The organism is Ruegeria arenilitoris, assembly GCF_013030985.1.
GTDB lineage: Bacteria > Pseudomonadota > Alphaproteobacteria > Rhodobacterales > Rhodobacteraceae > Ruegeria > Ruegeria arenilitoris_B.
In genome coordinates this window covers 1,054,717-1,072,987 of the sequence record NZ_WPYP01000001.1, presented here as the reverse complement: position 1 = coordinate 1,072,987, position 18,271 = coordinate 1,054,717, and the positions used below count along the sequence as shown (strand labels likewise).

General features: G+C 59.7%; 24 protein-coding genes. 12 read left to right on the top strand and 12 right to left on the bottom strand.

Annotated elements, in window-relative coordinates; translation table 11 throughout:
• Nucleotides 1-59: 59 nt before the first annotated feature.
• Entirely contained in the window at nt 60-1,424 is a 1,365-nt protein-coding gene (locus GOX88_RS05355) for an MATE family efflux transporter (protein WP_170400062.1), read from the top strand.
• An 8-nt stretch (nt 1,425-1,432) separates the two neighbouring features.
• Here GOX88_RS05355 and GOX88_RS05350 read toward each other — a convergent pair whose 3' ends face one another.
• Both GOX88_RS05350 and GOX88_RS05345 read right to left on the bottom strand, forming a co-directional pair.
• A complete protein-coding gene (locus tag GOX88_RS05350) occupies nt 1,433-1,834 on the bottom strand; it encodes a hypothetical protein (RefSeq protein ID WP_170400060.1) in 402 nt (133 codons plus the stop codon).
• 13 nt (nt 1,835-1,847) lie between these two features.
• On the bottom strand, nt 1,848-3,050 hold the full coding sequence (locus GOX88_RS05345) for a pyridoxal phosphate-dependent aminotransferase (protein WP_170400058.1): 1,203 nt from the start codon (nt 3,048-3,050) through the stop codon (nt 1,848-1,850).
• A gap of 92 nt (nt 3,051-3,142) precedes the next feature.
• On the opposite strand from GOX88_RS05345, the gene GOX88_RS05340 reads away from it, so the two are divergent.
• The 3 genes from GOX88_RS05340 (at nt 3,143) to GOX88_RS05330 (ending at nt 4,364) form a co-directional block, all read left to right on the top strand.
• Nucleotides 3,143-3,535 (top strand): helix-turn-helix domain-containing protein, encoded by a 393-nt coding sequence (locus tag GOX88_RS05340; protein WP_170325398.1) that lies wholly within the window; start codon nt 3,143-3,145, stop codon nt 3,533-3,535.
• Nucleotides 3,532-3,789 (top strand): succinate dehydrogenase assembly factor 2, encoded by a 258-nt coding sequence (locus tag GOX88_RS05335; RefSeq protein ID WP_170400056.1) that lies wholly within the window; start codon nt 3,532-3,534, stop codon nt 3,787-3,789. The genes GOX88_RS05340 and GOX88_RS05335 overlap by 4 nt, the downstream gene beginning before the upstream one ends.
• Before the next feature lie 77 nt (nt 3,790-3,866).
• Entirely contained in the window at nt 3,867-4,364 is a 498-nt protein-coding gene (locus GOX88_RS05330; RefSeq protein WP_437436416.1) for a MarR family winged helix-turn-helix transcriptional regulator, read from the top strand.
• Here GOX88_RS05330 and GOX88_RS05325 read toward each other — a convergent pair whose 3' ends face one another.
• Together GOX88_RS05325 and GOX88_RS05320 are read right to left on the bottom strand one after the other, a co-directional pair.
• A complete protein-coding gene (locus GOX88_RS05325; RefSeq protein ID WP_170400054.1) occupies nt 4,365-5,105 on the bottom strand; it encodes a DUF1194 domain-containing protein in 741 nt (246 codons plus the stop codon).
• On the bottom strand, nt 5,102-5,530 hold the full coding sequence (locus tag GOX88_RS05320; protein ID WP_170400052.1) for a VOC family protein: 429 nt from the start codon (nt 5,528-5,530) through the stop codon (nt 5,102-5,104). The genes GOX88_RS05325 and GOX88_RS05320 overlap by 4 nt, the downstream gene beginning before the upstream one ends.
• A 176-nt stretch (nt 5,531-5,706) precedes the next feature.
• Between GOX88_RS05320 and thyX the strand changes: the two genes are divergently transcribed.
• Together thyX and GOX88_RS05310 are read left to right on the top strand one after the other, a co-directional pair.
• Entirely contained in the window at nt 5,707-6,618 is a 912-nt protein-coding gene (thyX, locus tag GOX88_RS05315; protein ID WP_170400050.1) for an FAD-dependent thymidylate synthase, read from the top strand.
• Between the two features lie 86 nt (nt 6,619-6,704).
• Complete coding sequence (locus GOX88_RS05310; protein WP_170400048.1) at nt 6,705-6,980, top strand: hypothetical protein; 276 nt, start codon at nt 6,705-6,707, stop codon at nt 6,978-6,980.
• Nucleotides 6,981-7,061: 81 nt separating this feature from the next.
• Here the strand turns inward: GOX88_RS05310 and GOX88_RS05305 are convergent, their stop codons facing one another.
• Complete coding sequence (locus tag GOX88_RS05305) at nt 7,062-7,268, bottom strand: cold-shock protein (protein ID WP_008758035.1); 207 nt, start codon at nt 7,266-7,268, stop codon at nt 7,062-7,064.
• A gap of 215 nt (nt 7,269-7,483) precedes the next feature.
• Between GOX88_RS05305 and GOX88_RS05300 the strand changes: the two genes are divergently transcribed.
• Nucleotides 7,484-7,801 carry an ArsC/Spx/MgsR family protein gene (locus GOX88_RS05300; RefSeq protein ID WP_170400046.1) on the top strand — a complete coding sequence of 106 codons (318 nt, stop codon included), beginning with the start codon at nt 7,484-7,486 and terminating at the stop codon, nt 7,799-7,801.
• 41 nt (nt 7,802-7,842) lie between these two features.
• Nucleotides 7,843-8,211: a hypothetical protein gene (locus tag GOX88_RS05295; RefSeq protein ID WP_170400044.1), complete on the top strand. Its 369-nt coding sequence runs from the start codon at nt 7,843-7,845 to the stop codon at nt 8,209-8,211.
• A 1-nt stretch (nt 8,212) separates the two neighbouring features.
• Here GOX88_RS05295 and GOX88_RS05290 read toward each other — a convergent pair whose 3' ends face one another.
• The 5 genes from GOX88_RS05290 to thrS form a co-directional block, all read right to left on the bottom strand.
• Nucleotides 8,213-8,731, bottom strand: a complete 519-nt coding sequence (locus GOX88_RS05290; protein ID WP_170400042.1) for a DoxX family protein — start codon at nt 8,729-8,731, stop codon at nt 8,213-8,215.
• On the bottom strand, nt 8,728-9,489 hold the full coding sequence (locus GOX88_RS05285; protein ID WP_170400040.1) for an HvfC/BufC N-terminal domain-containing protein: 762 nt from the start codon (nt 9,487-9,489) through the stop codon (nt 8,728-8,730). Before GOX88_RS05285 ends, GOX88_RS05290 begins: the two co-directional genes overlap by 4 nt.
• Nucleotides 9,486-10,343 carry an MNIO family bufferin maturase gene (bufB, locus tag GOX88_RS05280; RefSeq protein WP_170400038.1) on the bottom strand — a complete coding sequence of 286 codons (858 nt, stop codon included), beginning with the start codon at nt 10,341-10,343 and terminating at the stop codon, nt 9,486-9,488. The genes GOX88_RS05285 and bufB overlap by 4 nt, the downstream gene beginning before the upstream one ends.
• Nucleotides 10,344-10,414: 71 nt before the next feature.
• Complete coding sequence (locus GOX88_RS05275; protein WP_170325388.1) at nt 10,415-10,702, bottom strand: BufA1 family periplasmic bufferin-type metallophore; 288 nt, start codon at nt 10,700-10,702, stop codon at nt 10,415-10,417.
• A 222-nt stretch (nt 10,703-10,924) separates the two neighbouring features.
• Nucleotides 10,925-12,883 carry a threonine--tRNA ligase gene (gene thrS / locus GOX88_RS05270; RefSeq protein ID WP_170400036.1) on the bottom strand — a complete coding sequence of 653 codons (1,959 nt, stop codon included), beginning with the start codon at nt 12,881-12,883 and terminating at the stop codon, nt 10,925-10,927.
• Nucleotides 12,884-13,134: 251 nt separating this feature from the next.
• Here thrS and GOX88_RS05265 point away from each other — a divergent pair, with 251 nt between their 5' ends.
• The 4 genes from GOX88_RS05265 (at nt 13,135) to GOX88_RS05250 (ending at nt 16,313) form a co-directional block, all read left to right on the top strand.
• On the top strand, nt 13,135-13,884 hold the full coding sequence (locus tag GOX88_RS05265) for an alpha/beta fold hydrolase (protein ID WP_170400034.1): 750 nt from the start codon (nt 13,135-13,137) through the stop codon (nt 13,882-13,884).
• A complete protein-coding gene (locus GOX88_RS05260; protein WP_170400033.1) occupies nt 13,884-14,876 on the top strand; it encodes an alpha/beta hydrolase in 993 nt (330 codons plus the stop codon). The genes GOX88_RS05265 and GOX88_RS05260 overlap by 1 nt, the downstream gene beginning before the upstream one ends.
• Nucleotides 14,877-14,896: 20 nt before the next feature.
• Nucleotides 14,897-15,511 carry a hypothetical protein gene (locus tag GOX88_RS05255; RefSeq protein ID WP_170400261.1) on the top strand — a complete coding sequence of 205 codons (615 nt, stop codon included), beginning with the start codon at nt 14,897-14,899 and terminating at the stop codon, nt 15,509-15,511.
• Nucleotides 15,512-15,596: 85 nt separating this feature from the next.
• A complete protein-coding gene (locus GOX88_RS05250; protein ID WP_170400031.1) occupies nt 15,597-16,313 on the top strand; it encodes an alpha/beta fold hydrolase in 717 nt (238 codons plus the stop codon).
• Here GOX88_RS05250 and GOX88_RS05245 read toward each other — a convergent pair.
• Both GOX88_RS05245 and phaZ read right to left on the bottom strand, forming a co-directional pair.
• The gene (locus tag GOX88_RS05245) at nt 16,304-16,864 is read right to left on the bottom strand and encodes a DUF6151 family protein (RefSeq protein ID WP_254436136.1); all 561 of its coding nucleotides are present in this window, start codon (nt 16,862-16,864) and stop codon (nt 16,304-16,306) included. The genes GOX88_RS05250 and GOX88_RS05245 overlap by 10 nt on opposite strands.
• 29 nt (nt 16,865-16,893) lie before the next feature.
• Nucleotides 16,894-18,165, bottom strand: a complete 1,272-nt coding sequence (gene phaZ, locus GOX88_RS05240) for a polyhydroxyalkanoate depolymerase (protein ID WP_170400027.1) — start codon at nt 18,163-18,165, stop codon at nt 16,894-16,896.
• Between the last annotated feature and the right edge of the window lie 106 nt (nt 18,166-18,271).

Genomic DNA, 18,271 nt, shown 5'->3' with positions numbered 1-18,271 from the left:
CCTGAAATTTCACTCATCCCCTCTTGTCCCGGCCTTTGGCCGGGCATAAGGCTGATGGGATGAACAAGGTGATGACATATCGCGGCCATTTTCAGGCCATTGCCGTGCTGGGCTTTCCGCTGATCGGCGGGCATCTGGCGCAGTTCGCGATCGGCCTGACCGACACGGTCATGCTGGGCTGGTACGGGGTCGAGGCGCTGGCCGCCGTGACACTGGCCAGCAGCTATTACTTCGTGCTGTTCCTGTTCGGGGCCGGGTTTGGCTGGGCGGTGATGCCCATGGTGGCAACGGCCGCCGCCGAAGAAGATGAGACCAGCATTCGCCGTTCGACCCGGATGGGGCTGTGGCTGTCGCTGATCTACGCGACGCTGATGATGCCGCTGTTGTGGTGGTCTCAGCCCATCCTCATTTCCTTGAAGCAAGACCCGCAAGTTGCTGAAACTGCGTCACAATACCTGCGTGTCGCGGGGTGGGGCCTGTTCCCGGCGCTATTGGTCATGGTCCTTAAATCCTATCTGGCCGCGCTTGAGCGGACGCAGATCGTTCTGTGGATCACAGTTGCTGCCGCACTGGTGAACGCGGTGACGAACTATGCGCTGATCTTCGGTAACTGGGGCGCACCCGAGTTGGGGGTCATGGGGGCTGCCATCGCCTCGGTCGTGACGCAGATTGTGTCGCTGGTTTTTGTCGTCATTTACGCGGTGCGTGTGTTGCCGGAACACAGCCTGTTCCAACGCTTCTGGCGCCCCGATTGGGAGTTCTTTTTCAGTGTCCTGCGCCTTGGCGTGCCCATCGGCCTGACCACGCTGGCCGAGGTCAGCCTGTTTGCCATGTCGGCGATCATGATGGGCTGGCTGGGGCAGGTGCCGCTGGCGGCGCATGGGATCGCGCTGAACCTGGCCTCGGCCACGTTCATGGTGCATCTGGGCCTGTCCAATGCGGCGACGATCCGGGCGGGGAACGCTTTGGGTCGCAGGGACCGGCCGCATCTGGAAAAGGGCGCGATTGCGGTGACGGGCATGTCATTGGTGGTATCGGTGTTCACGGTTATCCTGTTCCTGACCTGTGCCGAACCGCTGATTTCACTGTTCATGGAAGGCGACGATCCGCAACGCCCACAGATTCTGGCTATCGGTACCGGGCTGCTGGCCATGGCTGCGCTGTTCCAGCTGGTGGACGGTGCGCAGGTGATTGCGCTGGGCCTGCTGCGCGGGTTGCAGGATGCCAAGATACCGATGGTGATGGCCGGGCTCAGTTACTGGGTCGTGGGGATACCGGCCTCGTACTACTTTGGCTTCGTGCAGGGCATGGACGGGATCGGCATCTGGCTGGGCCTCGTGCTGGGCCTTGCCTGCGCCGCAGTTTTGCTGATGGCACGGTTCTGGATGCGTTCGGTCCGCGAGGTTGGTGTTCCGGCAGAATAGTCGTCCGGTCAGCCCTTGGTCAGCCGATCCGCCTTTTTACGCACCAGAATGGTGCGCAGATCGTGCATCGCCAGCAGCAATCGGTCGGTGACCTCCTCTAGCTGCTCATCCGTCGCCTTGGACTGCGCCCATTGCGTTGTCAGGTTCATGTAGTCGACCGCCCGGTGAATGTCGTCGATATCGCGCTGCGCCAGCAGGGCTTTGCGCTCCTCCATCCAGCGCGCGATTTCGGTCTGATCGGCCTCGGTCAGGGTACGTTGACCTTGCGGTTTCACCTCTCCGTTGCGGATGTTGATGACCGCGATCTGGTTCATCTCGATCCGCTGCTGGCGGTTTTCAGTGTCGATCCTGAAAACCGCCGCGCCGTTCTCGCGGATACGGAAATAGTATTCGGGCAGCTCTGCAGTCATCGGGGCCTCCGGCTCAGGTCAGGGACGCGCAGAAGCGCTGGATGCGGGTGCAGGCCTTTGTCAGGGCCTCGTCCGAGGTCGCGTAGCTGACCCGGAAGTTCGGCGACAGGCCAAAGGCCGCGCCGAAGACGACCGCTACGTCCGCCTCTTCCAGCAGGGCTGTCGCAAAGGCCTCATCCGAGTCGATCACTGCGCCCGCCGGGGTGGTCTTGCCGATCAGCCCTGCGATCGAGGGGTAGACGTAGAATGCGCCTTCGGGCGTGGGGCAGGTGATGCCGTCAATCTCGTTCAGCATCCGCACCACCAGATCGCGGCGGCGTTTGAAGGTCTCGTTATTCGGGGCCAGAAACGCTTGTGTGCCGTTCAGCGCCTCAACCGCAGCCCATTGGCTAACCGAGCACGGGTTCGAAGTCGACTGCGATTGGATCTTGCGCATTGCGGCGATAATCTCGACCGGACCGGCCGCGTAGCCGATGCGCCAGCCGGTCATGGCATAGGCTTTGGAAACACCATTGCAGGTCAGCGTGCGGTCATAGAGGCCGGGTTCAACCTCGGCGGGGGTGCAGAATTCAAACCCGTCATAGGCCAGGTGTTCATACATGTCGTCGGACATGATCCAGACATGCGGGTGACGCATCAGCACATCGGTCAGCGCCTGCAACTCGTCGCGGCTATAGCCCGCGCCGGTCGGGTTCGACGGCGAGTTGAAGATGAACCATTTCGTCTGGGGTGTGATCGCGGCCTCAAGCTGATCCGCGGTCAGCTTGAAATTGTTCTCCAGAGTTGTCTCGACAATAACTGGCGTGCCGCCAGCCAGCAGCACCATGTCCGGGTAACTGACCCAGTAGGGCGCGGGGATGATGACCTCATCACCGTCGTTCATCGTCGCCATCAGCGCGTTGTACAGCGTCTGCTTGCCACCGGTCCCCACCGAGATCTGCGCGGGTGCGTAATCCAGCCCGTGATCGCGTTTCATCTTGGCGCAGGCGGCTTGCTTCAACTCGGGGATGCCGTCAGGCGCGGTGTATTTGGTCTTACCCGCAGCGATGGCCGCAACAGCGGCATCCTTGATGTTTTGCGGGGTATCGAAGTCGGGCTCGCCCGCGCTCAGGCCGATCACGTCGCGACCGGCGGCTTTCAGCTCAGCCGCTTTTGCTGTCATCGCAATGGTCGGAGAGGGTTTTACGCGTGACAGTGTCGCAGACAGGAAACTCATGGTCGACCTCGGTTTGTATGTTCAACCTGACTGTCATAGGGTGCGCCCGAATGACGATCAAGCCGTATGAAAATTTGAATTAGGAGACCCCGATGAGCGACGAAACTGACTGGTATGGAGCAGATGCAGCGACTTTCGGGGACAGGCTGGCGGGCGCACGTGAGGCGGCAGGGATGACACAGTCCCAGCTGGCCCGGCGTCTGGGGGTCAAAAAGGCGACGATTGCGGCTTGGGAAAATGATCTGTCCGAACCGCGCGCCAACCGGTTGTCGATGATGGCGGGTATGATCAATGTTTCGATCATGTGGCTGCTGACTGGCGAAGGCGAGGGTATGGAAGCCCCGGCTGAAGAAGGCAAGGGCGACCTGGAACTGGCGGACGCAGTGGCCGAGCTGCGCGCCATCCGGGGTGAGATGCGCGCAAGTGCCGAACGGGCTGCACGTCTTGAAAAGCGGTTGCGGTTGATGTTGGAGCAGGCCCAGTGAGTGAAACACGAGAGGTTCGGATCAAGCGTATGCAGATGCGGTCAATGCGGCGCGGGATCAAAGAGATGGACCTGATCCTGTCGGCCTATGCCGCGCGAAATCTGGAGAAAATGGATGCGGCTAGTCTGGATTTGTACGACGCCATGCTGCGTGAAAACGATCAGGACCTCTATCAGTGGGTCACTGGTCAGGTTCAGCCGCCAGCAGATTTTGCCGACCTCATAGCGGATATCGCGCAGACTTTTCAAAAATAAAGAAAATCCGGTTTAACCGATTTTTCGGGATTTCGATTCATGCTGCCTGAAACAGCGCGACTGAATCGGAGGATCGGATGAGTATGGAAATGCAGGTCTCCGCGCCGGAAACCAAGGGGTTTATGACCAGCTATCTTGAGGCGCTCGCTTTGGTCGAGCGGCTGCACCGTCTGCTGCTGGACGTCATCAAGGATGAGTTCGAGCGTGTCGGGGTTTTGGAGATCAACGCCGTTCAGGCCCTGTTGCTGTTCAATATCGGCGACCATGAGGTCACCGCCGGCGAACTGAAAAGCCGCGGCTACTATCAGGGCAGCAATGTCAGCTACAACCTCAAGAAGCTGGTCGAAATGGGCTATATGCACCACCAGCGATGTGAGATCGACAGACGCTCGGTCCGGGTGCGGTTAACGCCGCGCGGACGGGAAATCCGCGATATCGTGTCCAAACTGTTCTCGCGCCATGCCGACGGATTGCAGACCCGTGGCGTGCTGGGGCTGGAAGGGATCGACGACATCACCACCTCACTGCGCCGGGTCGAGCGGTACTGGACGGACCAGATCCGGTACATCTACTGATCAGGGGCGCGGGGTGTTGGGCAAGGTTATCATCGGCACGCTTGTGGCGGCATCCTGCAGCGCGCCGATTTGCAACCCTGTCAGTTCCCGCTCCAGTTTGCGTCGCATCGCGCGTTCGAAATCTTCGAACCCCTGCGCAATTTCCAGAAAGGCGCCGGGCCCGTGCAGGACGTTGTTCTCGAAAAAGGGGATCAGGTACAGTTCGCCCTCGAAATCGGCGGCATTGATGACCAGCCCGTTGACCACCGTGTTCTGAAAAGGAAAGTGCCGATAGGCCGAAGCAGGTTGGTAACCGTCGTTATTTGTGCCGTCCCCGGACAGGTCAATTGTCTGAAACAGACAGGACGGCGCCTGCTGCATCAGGGTTGAACCGAAGGCCAGCGCATACCCCATCGCCGTGGCCGACCCACTGTCGGACCGGATCGATTGCTGTACGGTCGCTGCTGCTGCCAGCAGGTCGGCTTGCGTGCTGATCATCGTCCAGTTCAGAATGACGCGCTGCGTGGATCGACCGCTCCATTCGTACACGGCCAGCGCAACTGGCATGGGCGAGGAAAAGAACGCCTCGGCCACTTCGGGCGCGATCAGCGCGGCGGCCAGCCCCTGCCGCTGCAGGGCATCCTCGGTTGCATCTACCGAGCTTGAGATATCCATTGCCAAAGCCAGCGCCAAGCGGCAGGTTTCGGCCCGAAGCGGGCTGGCCAAAGCGGCCAGCCCCAGTGCTGTCAGCCAGCGGATCACCAGTAGCCGGTGCTTTCCATGCTGGCCCAGGGCTCAGCAGGTTCCAGCGCTTCGCCGTTTTGTAGCAACTCGACCGAGATATTGTCAGGGGACCGTACAAACGCCATCCGCCCATCGCGCGGCGGGCGGTTGATCACGATACCATTGTCCTGCAGATGCTGGCAGGTTTCATAGATGTTATCGACACCGTAGGCCAAGTGCCCGAAATGGCGGCTGTCGCTGGGCAGCGTTTCGTCTCCGTCCCAGTTGTGGGTCAGTTCGATGGGCCGATCCTCTTGCCCGGGAGGTGCCATGAAAATCAGTGAAAACCGTCCGGATTCGCTGTCGTAGCGGCGGGTTTCCTTCAGGCCCAACAGTTCGTAAAACGCCATCGACTTCTCCAGATCCTTCACTCGGACCATGGTGTGAAGATATGTCAGCCCCATTTGTGGCTTCCTTTCTGTTCAGGTGATGCGCAGCAGCTTAGCGCGCGGATGAAGCAAGTCGAGGGGCAGCAGGGACACAATTTGGAAATTGCGGAAATGGGCGCATATATCGCGGTTCCGGTCGGAGAGTTGCCGAGATATAGTGGTGAGCGACTCATTGCTGGAAAGGAACTTTCATGCCGCTGTCCTCTGACCAACTGGCCGAGATCGAAGCGCAACGGGCGCAATCGCATCAAACTCGCCGCGTTGTGGCTGCGGGTATGGAAGAGCATCTGTATACCGCGCATCAAGTTCTGGATCACGGCTTTGTCCGCGTGATCGACTATATGGGCGATGATGCCGCGATCTGTCAGGCGGCGCGGGTGTCCTATGGCAAAGGCACCAAGTCGGTGCAGAACGATGAGGGGCTGATCCGCTATCTGATGCGCCACTGGCATTCGACCCCGTTCGAGATGTGCGAAATCAAGCTGCACGTTAAACTGCCCGTGTTCGTTGCCCGGCAATGGATTCGCCACCGTACGGCAAATGTGAACGAATACTCTGCCCGCTATTCGATCCTGGACCGTGAGTTCTATATCCCCGCGCCCGACCACGTGGCCGCGCAGTCCGAAGTGAACAATCAAGGCCGTGGCGATGCTCTGCAAGGCGAAGAGGCCGCTCGCGTTCTTGAAATGCTCAAGGCCGACAGCGCGCGGTGCTACGACAATTACGAGGCAATGATCAGTCAGGATGGTCAGCAGGGGCTGGCGCGTGAGCTGGCACGGATGAACCTGCCCGCGAACATCTATACGCAGTGGTATTGGAAGGTCGATCTGCACAACCTGTTCCACTTCCTGCGCCTGCGCGCCGACCCGCACGCCCAATACGAAATCCGGGTGTACGCCGAGACTATGTGCAAGATCGTCGCCGATTGGGTGCCTTTCGCCTATAAAGCGTTCGAGGATTACCGCCTAGGTGCAGTGAACCTTTCGGCGCAGATGGTCGACAGCCTGCGCAGGATGCTGGCGGGAGAGACGGTCACGCAGGAGAACTCGGGCATGACCGCACGGGAATGGCGCGAGTTCGAGGCCGTCATCCGCGAAAGCTGATCGCGCATATCGTTTGTCCATACGGGGCGTCATGAAGTTGTTACCTTCAGCTCAAGACGCTTTTTGCCTTAATCCGAACTAGGTGCTTGTGCCTTGCGCTGGCGCTTGCGGCGCAGGCCAAATCTCTGATTGCCGAGGTGATTTGCGAGCCGACGGACTGGATGCACGAGAAGCTTGAACGTCAGTTCGGCTCGGAACGTGTGGCGACCGGTCTTCGCGGGCCTGAGCAACTGAGGGAGGTCTGGACCAGCAAGTCCGGTGACTGGACGATGGTGGTCACCTTAGCGATCGGGACATCCTGTATCGTGGTGATGGGGCAAGACTGGTACACTCAAGCCAAGATCGACCCGGCGCGAGGGTAAGGTTTTCTAACCTTTGAAAATTGGTCAACGGCCGGTAATTGGCCGTTGGCCTGTTTTGATAACCCGCTGAACGCGGTTGTTTTACAGTGGCTTCAAATCAGCTGCCATTTGGCGGCCGTCGCGTCCGTCTTGCAGCTCGTACGAGACTTTCTGATTGTCAGCGAGCCCGGTCAGACCGGACCGTTCAACGGCCGAGATATGAACAAATACGTCCTTGCCGCCTTCATCGGGGGCAATAAACCCGTAGCCTTTCGTGGTATTAAACCATTTCACGGTGCCAGTTGGCATTTCCCGTGTCTCCTTCTACTTTCACGTTGTCCCACAAATTGGTGGGGGTAGTGGTTGACGCCGCCGCAACACGTCACTGCATCGCCCACACGATACGGCCCGAATTGCGTGTTTCGTCTTTTTCAACATTGCACGGTGAAGTAAAAAATCAAGAATTACCGAAACAATCAGGCAAAATTGCTGAAATATGAACCAAATACAGGAGACCCCTGCAGATGCACCTCTATGGCCTGAAAACCTGTGATACATGCCGTAAGGCATTGAAATCACTTCCGGATGCTCAGTTTGTAGACGTTCGGGCCGACGGTGTGCCGGATTCGGTGCTTGCGCGGGCTTTTGACACCTTCGGCGAGGCTTTGCTCAACACCCGCTCGACAACCTGGCGGGGATTGGATGACGAAGAACGTGCGCGGCACCCGTTGGAACTGCTTGCGGACAATCCGACTCTGATGAAGCGGCCCCTGATCGAGCAAAACGGCACGCTGTATCTGGGCTGGAGTGCGGAAACGAAACAGGGGCTTGGCGTTGCGTGACCGGGTAACTATGTGAAACGACGTAAGTTAGAGGGTTTTGAATGCGCAACGCAGCTATGATTCTGGGCGTCATTGCCGGCCTGATCGGGATGATCGTAGGCTTTGTCGGCTATGGTTATGTCGAACTGATCGACACCTACGGTGAGATCGAGGGCTTGGCCGAACAGGTGGACAACGCGCAAGTCATACAGATGGCCTCGATCATCGCGCCGCTGCTGGCCATCGCCGGTGGTGCGATGGCCCATGCGCGGGCCTTGGTCGGAGGCGTGTTGTTGCTGATCTCAGCCGCCGGGATGTACTACGCCTTTGGTTTCAACGTATTCACCATGTTCCCGGTGGCGTTTGCGGCCGTGGCGGGCCTGCTTGGGCTAGCCGCGGGTAAACCGGACGAGCCCAAGGCACATTTCTAGATCACTTGATGCGCAGGATTCGGTCCAGCGACAGCGGTCCTGCGCCGTTGATCACGATCACCAGGAACAGGAATGTCCACATCACGCGCTGGTCCATTAGCGAGATTGCGTTGTCGAACAAACTACCCAGCTTTACGCCGTGACCGGTGACGTCGGTTGCTGTCTGCACCCAGATGAATCCGATCATCCCGACAGCGGCCAGCCGAGTGAACAGACCTGCAAGCAGCAGCGCTGGCAGAACGAATTCGGCAACGGTGCCAAAGAAGATTACGATGCGCTGGAACAAGGTCATTTGTGACACGTCATACAAAACCGCTTCGGCAGCCTTCGGAAAAATCTGACCAAAGGCGCCCGCCGAAGGCGAAAAAATCGAGCCGTCGATTTTTGTCATCGCTGAATTCCAAAAGTAAAACAGCAGGACCGCGATAAAAACAACGCGGGCCAATGTTGGTGTCAACCAGCCAGCGGTCAACTCCAACCGTCCCAGGGTGTTGTTGTGCAATGAGATCAGGGCAGTCATGTCGCCAGCCTTTCGATAGTCACAGAGGTTAGTGCGCCGCCCTGCAAAAGCAGCGCCAGAGTGGCCCCAAGGTCAAAATCGGGGAATTTGGCCGCCGTTTCTTCAAACGCGTCACCAATGGTTTGTCCGGCCTGAAGGCCCGCGATCCAATGTGCGCCGCCTGTGGGCAGCAGATGCGGGATCGGGTCATAGTCGGGCCGGGTAATCAGAACGGCCTCGGGGCCGGGCGCGGGATTGGGCGCATCCTCTTCGGTGTTGAAGCGCCAGATCGAAAAGATCGGCCAATCCGAGGCCAGAACCTGCATCGACGGGGCAAAGCCCAGCCTGGCCCGCATGATATCTTCCGGAGGAACGGCCAACGCATCCGCCGGGGCGGGGGTGCTGTCGGCGGCGTGGTAAGATCTGCGCAAGGCCAGTTCCAGCCGCGCGACGTCCGGCAGGTAGCCCAGATGGGCAAGCTGCTCCATTTCCGTCAGGAAATCCGGAAACGCCTCGCCATAAAACATCATCAAGGGCGACGAGGGTGGGTGTTTGCGCAGGAATATCCCCGCCAAACCATCCATGTTCTGCGGTCCCAAAAGCTTGGTGATCACGGGAAAGGCCTGATGCATCGCCTCGGTCAGGGATACGGCCACGTTGTTGCGGTACACGCTGAAACGGCGTCCAGCGGGTTGCGCTGCGGCGTCCAACAACCCCTCGGGGATGGCGGTCGATGGGTCCAGCAACGCCGTGTGGAAGGTTGTTTGCGAGACGCTCATGCCGGAATGCGGTCCAAGGCCGCCTGCGCGCGCTCTGCCTCGGCCCGCAGAACGGGCCAGTCGGGGACGTCCGTATCCCACTCGATCAGCACCGGTTTTGGACCCGAGCGTTCCAGAACGTAATCCAATAGGGCCCAGACCGGATCGACCACTTCGCGCCCGTGGCTGTCGATCAGCAGCGGGTGGCCGTGGTCGTCCTGGTCTTCGTCATGTCCGCCAAGGTGAATTTCGCCCACCTTTTCCAGCGGATAGGCGTCGATATAGCCTTGCGGTGAGAAATCCAGATTGGTGGCCGAGACAAAGACGTTGTTCACATCCAGCAGCAGGCCGCACCCCGTGCGACGCGCGATCTCGCGCAGAAAGTCCGGCTCGGACCATGTGCTTTCCTCAAACGCAAGATAGCTGGAGGGGTTTTCCAGCAGCATCTGCCGCCCAACCGTTTCCTGCACCTGATCGATATGATCACAGACGCGGTCCAGCGTGGCGTCTGTATAGGGCAGGGGCAGCAGGTCGTTCAGGAAATGGCTGTCATGGGTGGACCAGGCCAGATGTTCGGAAAAGCTGGCGGGGTTGAGCCAGCCGACCAAATGCTTCAGACGGGCCAGATGATCTGCATTCAGCGGGCCTTCGCCGCCGATCGACAGGCCGACACCGTGGACGGAAATCGGGAACTGCTCTGACAGGTGCCGCAACTGCGCAATGGGACGGCCTCCGTCGCCCATATAATTCTCAGCGTGAATCTCAAGCCATGCTACAGGGTTTGCGTGATCCAGTATCTGCGCAAAGTGCTGGGGCTTGTAGCCAACGCCCGGAGCGGCAGGCAGATCGTTCGGTCTGGTCGTATGGTCCAACATGGGCAGGCTCTCCGATCACGAAAAAGAGGCGGGCGATATGGCCCGCCCCTTCGAGTTTTGAAAGCTTGGGCTTATGCCGGCAGGTCGCGGTCCAGCGGTTCCAGCGAACCTTTGCGGTTGTCCGGCAACTCGATATCGGCGCAGGTGCCCGCGTCGACCAGGGTCCATGCGTTGCCCTGATAGTCCACGGTCGAGGTGCCCGCGCAGGTTGTGCCGGGGCCGGCGGCACAGTCATTCTGACCGGCCAGCGATACGCCATAGCATTTCTCTTTGGCTTGTGCGGTGGCAGTGGTTGCGGCGCCCGAAACGGCGGCTGCGACTGCGCTTGCGATAACCAGGGTTTTTGCGGTGTTCGACATCTCGGTAATCCCTTTTGATGACTGCGTATGTCTGCTTGTGACGATGACAAAGGTAATGGTTGCAGGGCTGCAGTTGAATTCACGAGCCCGTGTCTCACAACCCCGTCAGGACAAGTCATGTCCTCTTGAAGGTTAACAAATTGTTTTTGAAATGAAAAATGGTAATTGTTTCAATCCGGCCCCAAACTCGGGGCCGGATTTCCGGCAATATGGCGCCGAATGTTACAGCAGGTCGGGCGGAGTTGCCGCCTGCGACAGCTCTTTTGTTACAACGTCAAGCGGTTGAACCTGCGTCTGTTTTTCACCCAGACGCCGGACGCTGACAGTGCGCTCTTCAACCTCGCGGTGGCCGACGGCCAGGATGACCGGCACCTTGCCGACCGAATGCTCGCGGACCTTGTAGTTGATCTTCTCGTTGCGAATATCCGCCTCGGCGCGGACGCCAGCAGCCTTGAGCGTGTCCACCACTTCCAGCACGTACTCATCCGCTTCGGACGTGATCGAGGCCACGACGACCTGACGCGGGGCCAGCCAGAACGGCAGTTTGCCCGCGTGTTCTTCGATCAGAATGCCGATGAACCGTTCGAACGATCCCAGCGTCGCACGGTGCAGCATGACAGGGCGGTGTTTGCCGCCGTCGGCGCCGATATAGGTGGCGTCCAGGCGTTCAGGCAGAACGAAGTCCACCTGGAAGGTGCCGCACTGCCAGTCGCGACCGATGGCGTCTGTCAGGACGAACTCCAGCTTTGGACCGTAGAAGGCGCCTTCGCCCGGGTTCAGTTCGGGTTCGATACCCGCTGCGCGGGTGGCGGACAGCAATGCGGTTTCGGCCTTGTCCCAGACCTCGTCCGACCCGGCGCGGGTTTCGGGGCGATCCGAGAATTTCACCGCAAACTTTTCGAACCCCAGATCCTTATAGATCACGCTGAGGAAGCGGATGAATTCAGCGGTTTCGGCCTCGATCTGCTCTTCGGTCGAAAAGATGTGGGCGTCGTCCTGCGTAAAGCCGCGCACGCGCATGATGCCGTGCAATGCGCCCGAGGGTTCGTACCGGTTGCACGACCCGAATTCGGCCATGCGCAACGGTAGATCGCGATAGGATTTCAGGCCCTGTTTGAAGATTTCAACATGGCAAGGGCAGTTCATCGGCTTGAGCGCGTTAACGGCTTTCTCGCGGGCATGTTCTTCGTCCACTTCGACGATGAACATGTTTTCCTGATACTTGTCCCAGTGGCCGGACCGTTCCCACAGCTTGCGGTCAACGACCTGCGGCGTGTTCACCTCGACGTACCCGCCCTTGCGCTGCTGGCGGCGCATGTAGTCCTGCAGCAGGGTGTAGATGGTCCAGCCATTGGGATGCCAGAAGATCTGACCGGGCGCTTCTTCCTGCATGTGGAACAGGTCCATCTCGCGGCCCAGCTTGCGGTGGTCGCGTTTGGCGGCTTCTTCCAGCATATGCAGGTAGGCTTTCAGCTTTTCCTTGCCGGTAAAGGCCACGCCGTAGATGCGCTGCAGCATCGCGCGATCGCTGTCGCCGCGCCAATAGGCACCCGCGATGGACATCAGCTTGAACGCATCCCCCGGAACCTGACCGGTGTGCTGCAGGTGAGGTCCGCGGCACAGGTCTTGCCAGTGGCCGTGCCAGTACATGCGCAGCGGCTCGTCACCAGGAATGGCTTCGATCAGCTCGACCTTGTAGGGCTCGTTGTTCGCCGAATAGAACTCGATCGCGCGCTGGCGGTCCCAGACCTCGGTGGTGACGGGGTCGCGCTTGTTGATGATCTCTTTCATCTTTTTCTCGATGAGGCCGAGATCTTCGGGCGTGAACGGTTCCTCACGGTCAAAGTCGTAATACCAGCCGTTTTCGATGACGGGGCCGATGGTAACCTTGGTGGCGGGCCAGATTTCCTGCACGGCGCGGGCCATGATATGCGCCAGGTCGTGACGGATCAGTTCATTGGCCTGAACTTCATCCTTCATGGTGTGGATGGCGATGTCGGCATCGGCGTCAATGGGCCACTGCAGGTCCCAGTGCTGGCCGTTTACCGTGGCCGAGATGGCCTTTTTTGCCAGCGAGGTTGAGATATCGGCAGCCACCTGCGCGGGCGTGACGCCTGCGTCATAGGAACGTGCATTGCCATCGGGAAAAGTGAGAGAGACGGATTTTGAATCCAGGGCCATATCGGCTCTCCTCGTCGGTTTGGCGCCCACTGAACGCCCGGTTGCGGGTTATGTGTGTCGGGCTGATTTGGCAGGTGAGGGTGCCGGTGTCAAGGGCAGGAGCGAGGGGGCAGCCCCGCCGCTATTGGCGCTCGAACCAATGGCGCACCAATGGCGGCTCCCCGAGATATTTATAGCCAGGTGTAGAGGGATCCCAGGAATTGCACTTGGGTGTAAGGCGTGCATGATGCTGCAAAAGGAAAGAGGGTTTCATGGCAGCGACGGAATTTCTGGAAACACCGCAGGGACGGCGGTTGGCCTATCACAAAAGCGACGGCACCGGCCCGACCATTGTTTTCCTGGGTGGTCTCAAGTCGGATATGGAGGGCACCAAGGCGGTGCATCTTGAGGCCTGGGCGCAGGCACGCGGGCAGGCTTTTTTGCGGTTCGATTACTCCGGCCATGGCGAAAGCTCGGGCACGTTCGAAGAAGGGTGCATCGGTGACTGGCATCAGGACACGGTGGTGGCCATATCAGAACTGACCGAAGGGCCGTTGATTGTCGTTGGGTCCTCAATGGGCGGGTGGCAGGCGCTGTTGCTGGCCAAGGCGATGCCCGAGCGGATCGCCGGGATGGTCACCATCGCGGCCGCGCCGGACTTTACCGAAGACGGTTACTGGGCGTCGTTCAGTGACGCACAGAAGGCGGCTCTGGACTCCGTTGGCCATGTCGAACTGCCCTCGGACTACATGGAGCCCTACATCATCACCAAGCGGATGATCGAAGACGGGCGGCAGCAGTTGGTGTTGCGCGATGCGCTGGACCTGCCATTTCCCGTGCGATTCCTTCAGGGCACGGCAGATACAGCGGTGACCACCGAAACGGCAGTGCGGTTGCTGGACCACGCCAGCGGGGATGATATGCGCCTGCTGCTGGTCAAGGATGCCGATCATCGCTTCTCGGACGGTCCCTGTTTGGGGTTGATCGAAAACGCGGTGATTGAGGTGATGGGGATCACCTGATGCGGCGTTTTGGATGGGTACTTGGCCGTCTGCTGCTGGTGCTGATTGTCCTCGGCGGGGTGATCTACGTGTTTGGGCCGCGCGAGCAGGTTGATCTGCATCCGCGCTTTGATCCGCGCAAATTCGGTGAGGGGGTTCAGGTTTATTTCGAAAGCACGGAATCCACCTTTGACGACATCGTTCCGGGCGTCCAGAAACGGGTCATCTGGCAGGATGGGTTCAAGGAACAACGCACGCCGGTCTCGGTCCTTTATGTGCACGGTTTTTCGGCCTCGTCCGAGGAAATTCGCCCGGTTCCGGATAGGGTGGCTGACGCATTGGGGGCCAACCTAGTCTATACCCGGTTGCAGGGTCACGGACGGGACGGCAGCGCGATGGGCGAGGCAACCGCGACAGGCTGGATGCAGGACATGGCCGAGGGGCTGGCCGCAGCGCGTGCCGTGGGTGACAAGGTTGTGGTCATGTCCACTTCAACCGGCGGAACGCTGGCAGCGGCGGCCGCATTGGATCCGGAGCTCAGCCGGGATATAGCGGCGATGATCTTCGTCTCGCCCAATTTCGGAGTGAACACGCCCGGCGCGTGGTTGCCCGGTCTGCCCTGGGCGCGCGCGTGGTTGCCCTTGGTAATGGGCGAGGAGCGGGACGTCTCGGGCGTGGACCCCGAGCTGAACACCTATTGGACATCGGTCTATCCGTGGGAGGCGGTCGTGCCGATGACCGTGCTGGTTGAAACCGTCTATGCGCTGGACGTCTCAGACGCTCAGGTGCCGGCGCTGTTCTGGTTCTCGGACGATGATCAGGTGGTGCGGCCCGACCGGACGCATAAGGTGGCAGAAAGCTGGGGCGGTCCCTCAACGGTCAATCTGGTGACGATGGGGCCGGGGGACGATCCCGCGTCACATGTTATTGCCGGGCGATTAATGTCTCCGGGCCAGACGGATGCAACGGTGACCGGCATCCTTGACTGGTTCAAAGGAATAGGGGTCGAGTAGCGATGCGCAAGCCGGGCAGCATGTGGAGCCTTGAAACGCTTGGCCGCGTGCGCCTGTCTCGGCATTTCTTCATGCGGGATTTCCTGTATTCCGAGATCGGGAATTTCCATGAAAAACAAAACCTTCCCGACAACCCCGATCTGGCCATCGAAACCGGTCGCGCGTTTTGCCAAACCCTGCTGGACCCGCTTGAGGAAACCTTTGGGCGCGTTGCGGTCCGGTCCGGATATCGTTCGCCCTCGCTGAACCGTTTCGGGAACGAGAACCGTTTGAACTGCGCCCGAAACGACAACCCATTGGAATGCCATATCTGGGATCGGGGCGAGGGTGATGCGCGGATTGCAGGCGCCTCGATTGTCATTCCGTGGTTCGCCGATCAGTACGAATCCGGGCGGGACTGGCGCGATCTGGCGTGGTGGATGCACGACCATCTGGACTATTCCGAGATCTGGTTCTTTCCCAAGCTCTGCGCCTTCAACCTTGTCTGGAGGCCCAAACCCCAGCGCCGCATCGACAGCTATATCGCGCCGCGTGGCTGTCTGCTGCGCCCGGGCGACGCGCCCGACGAGGATCTGTTGGCGCGACGCCAGAGATACGCGGATTTCCCGACCTTCCGGGGCATCAACTATCCCTGAAGTTTAACTTGCCCGAAGCCGCAAAACGTCTCATCCTGCTCTCAAAGAGTGCAGACCGAAAAGGTCGATTGTTACGAGGCCCCGCGTGATCGAGCCGCTGGTTTTATTGCCCGAAATGATGTGCGATGCACGGATTTTTGAACCCCAGATCAACTGTCTTTCGCGACAGCGCGCCGTGATGGTTGCGCCGGTTACACTGGGAGAGCGGATTGAAGAGATCGCCTCGGCCCTGTTGGACCAGTTGCCGCATCGTTTTGCGCTGGGCGGGCTTGGTCTGGGCGGTGTGGTCGCGCTTGAGCTTATTCGCCGCGCGCCGGACCGGGTGTCGCGCCTGTGCCTGATGGCGACGGATGCGCAGGCCGATACGCCGCAGCTGGCAGCGGCGCGTGAGGAGCTTTTGGTCGGCGCGAAGGCAGGGCGGCTGGAGGACGTGATGCGACGGATCATCGGGTCTGACACGTTGGCCCCCGGGCCAAAGCGCATTCCCATTCTGAACGCCCTGATTGAAATGGCGCTGGATCTGGGGCCTGCGGTGTTTGAACGTCAGATCCGTGCCCTGCAGCGGCGTCCGGATCAGCAGGGCGAACTGCGGCGCATCAGGGTGCCGACACTGATTCTGTGCGGCGCGCATGACACGCTGACACCGCAGCGAAAGCAGGCTTTCATGGCGGACCTGATCCCCGGCGCCGAACTGCTGGTCGTCGCGGATGCAGGCCACCTGCCTACGCTTGAAGCACCCCGAACTGTAAATGATGCATTGAAGGAGTGGCTTGGTGCGCCCACCCAAGCCGCCTATGTGTAATACTGCGCGCGCTCAGCCTTGCTGAGGATTGTCGGCGTTGCGACGGGATCACCGTTGTCTGTGTTGAAAAACGGCGTGTTCCTCCAGCTGCCCGTAACCCAGGATTTCGCCAGACGCGTCAGCAATCCGATCGCCGCATAGCGTATTTTTTCGTGCGACTGCGTGCCGTCCGGCTGCGGAACAAAGCCACGAGTGGTGACCGGCCCAAGTGCACTGGGATCAGCGATGCGTTTGACGATGAATCCTGCGAAGGGAAACTTGGCTGTTCGCGACGTCGTCGCAATCGGTGCGTTGCAGCAATCCGCGTACCAGCGCAGCATCCCCTTGGGGCTGAGCTGCATCAGCGCAAGGTGTTCCGCGCCACGGTCGATGCAAATGTCTTCCGGGCTCATTTGCAGGATGTCGACAGGGCCGGGGGCCGGGTCAGGCTGTCCGAAATACAGCTGAGCCGCGCGGCAGTCATGGCAGTAGCAGGCAACATGAGTGCCGGTTTGAACACCGGCAACCGTAATATGCCCGCTCAGGGTGCCGCAACCGCAAGAGAAGGGCATTTCCTCTGCCGCTCTCCTGCGCATGAAGGTCAGGCCACCTTGTTTCTGTTGGCAGCGCGGCGCGGCGATTTGCGCGAATTGGTGTTCATGAAGTCGATCACCAGCGGCCGGATATTGTCGCGCCAGCTGCGTCCGGCAAAGATGCCATAGTGACCGGCTCCGGGTTCAACATGGCTGGCCTTTTTCGAATCCGGCAAACCGGTGCACAGGTCCAGCGCCGCAATACACTGACCGGGGGCTGAGATGTCATCATTGGCGCCTTCGACGGTCTTGACCGCAACATCGGTGATCTTGCCGATATCGACCTTGTGACCGGCGACCACAAATTCATTCTTCGCGATTTCACGGTTTTTGAAAATGCGCTCGACCGTGGACAGGTAGAACTCGGCCGTCATGTCCATGACGGCCAGATATTCGTCGTAGAACCGGTTATGGGCATCGTGATCTGACGCTTCATCGCGCATCACGCGCTGGATCTGGTCTGAGAATGCCTTGGAGTGGCGGTCTGCGTTCATCGACATGAACGACGCCAGCTGCAGCAGGCCGGGATAGACCATGCGGCCTACGCCCTTGTACTTGAAGCCGACGCGCTGGATCATGGTTTCTTCCAACTGGCCCATTGTGACACGGCGGCCAAAGTCGGTCACGTCGGTCGGAGTGGCGTCGGGATCGACCGGGCCACCGATCAGGGTCAGGGTGCTGGGCTGCGCCTTGGGTTCGACCTCGGCCAGATAGGCGGTCGCGGCCAGCGTCAGCGGAACCGGTTGGCAAACGGCCACGACATGGGTGTCCGGGCCAAGCTCTTTCATAAAATCGACAAGATAGAGAGTATAGTCCTCAACATCGAACTTGCCTTCGGACACGGGGATGTCGCGCGCATTATGCCAATCGGTAATGTATACTTCGCAGTTGACCAGCAGACTTTTCACCGTCGATCGCAGCAGCGTGGCGTAGTGCCCCGACATCGGCGCAACCAGCAAAACCTTGCGGGGCTGTTCCTCGCGACCGTTCACCCGAAAATGGACCAGATCACCAAAGGGGCGTTCAACGACGGTTGTGACATCGACCAGATGGTCCTTGCCGTCCTCGCAGGTAAAGGTGCGAATGCCCCAGTCGGGTTTGACGACCATGCGTTGAAATGTCCGCTCGGTCACCTCACCCCAGGCGGCCATCATGCTGAAGGCGGGGTTGGGAACCATCGAGAACATGGGATAAGATGCAATGGCGCTGGCAGTTGCGCCCATCCACTGGTTGGTGTTGCGCATCGTTTCCATCAGGTCGTAAGTCATCATGTAGCGCATGAAAAAGGGGCCTCCTGCGTGTCAGCCTGTTTTAGTTCGGACCATTCGCCGCTTTGCCCCCCAAGACCCACGACGTTATTCTGCATAGCAGCGAGGTTAGGGGGGA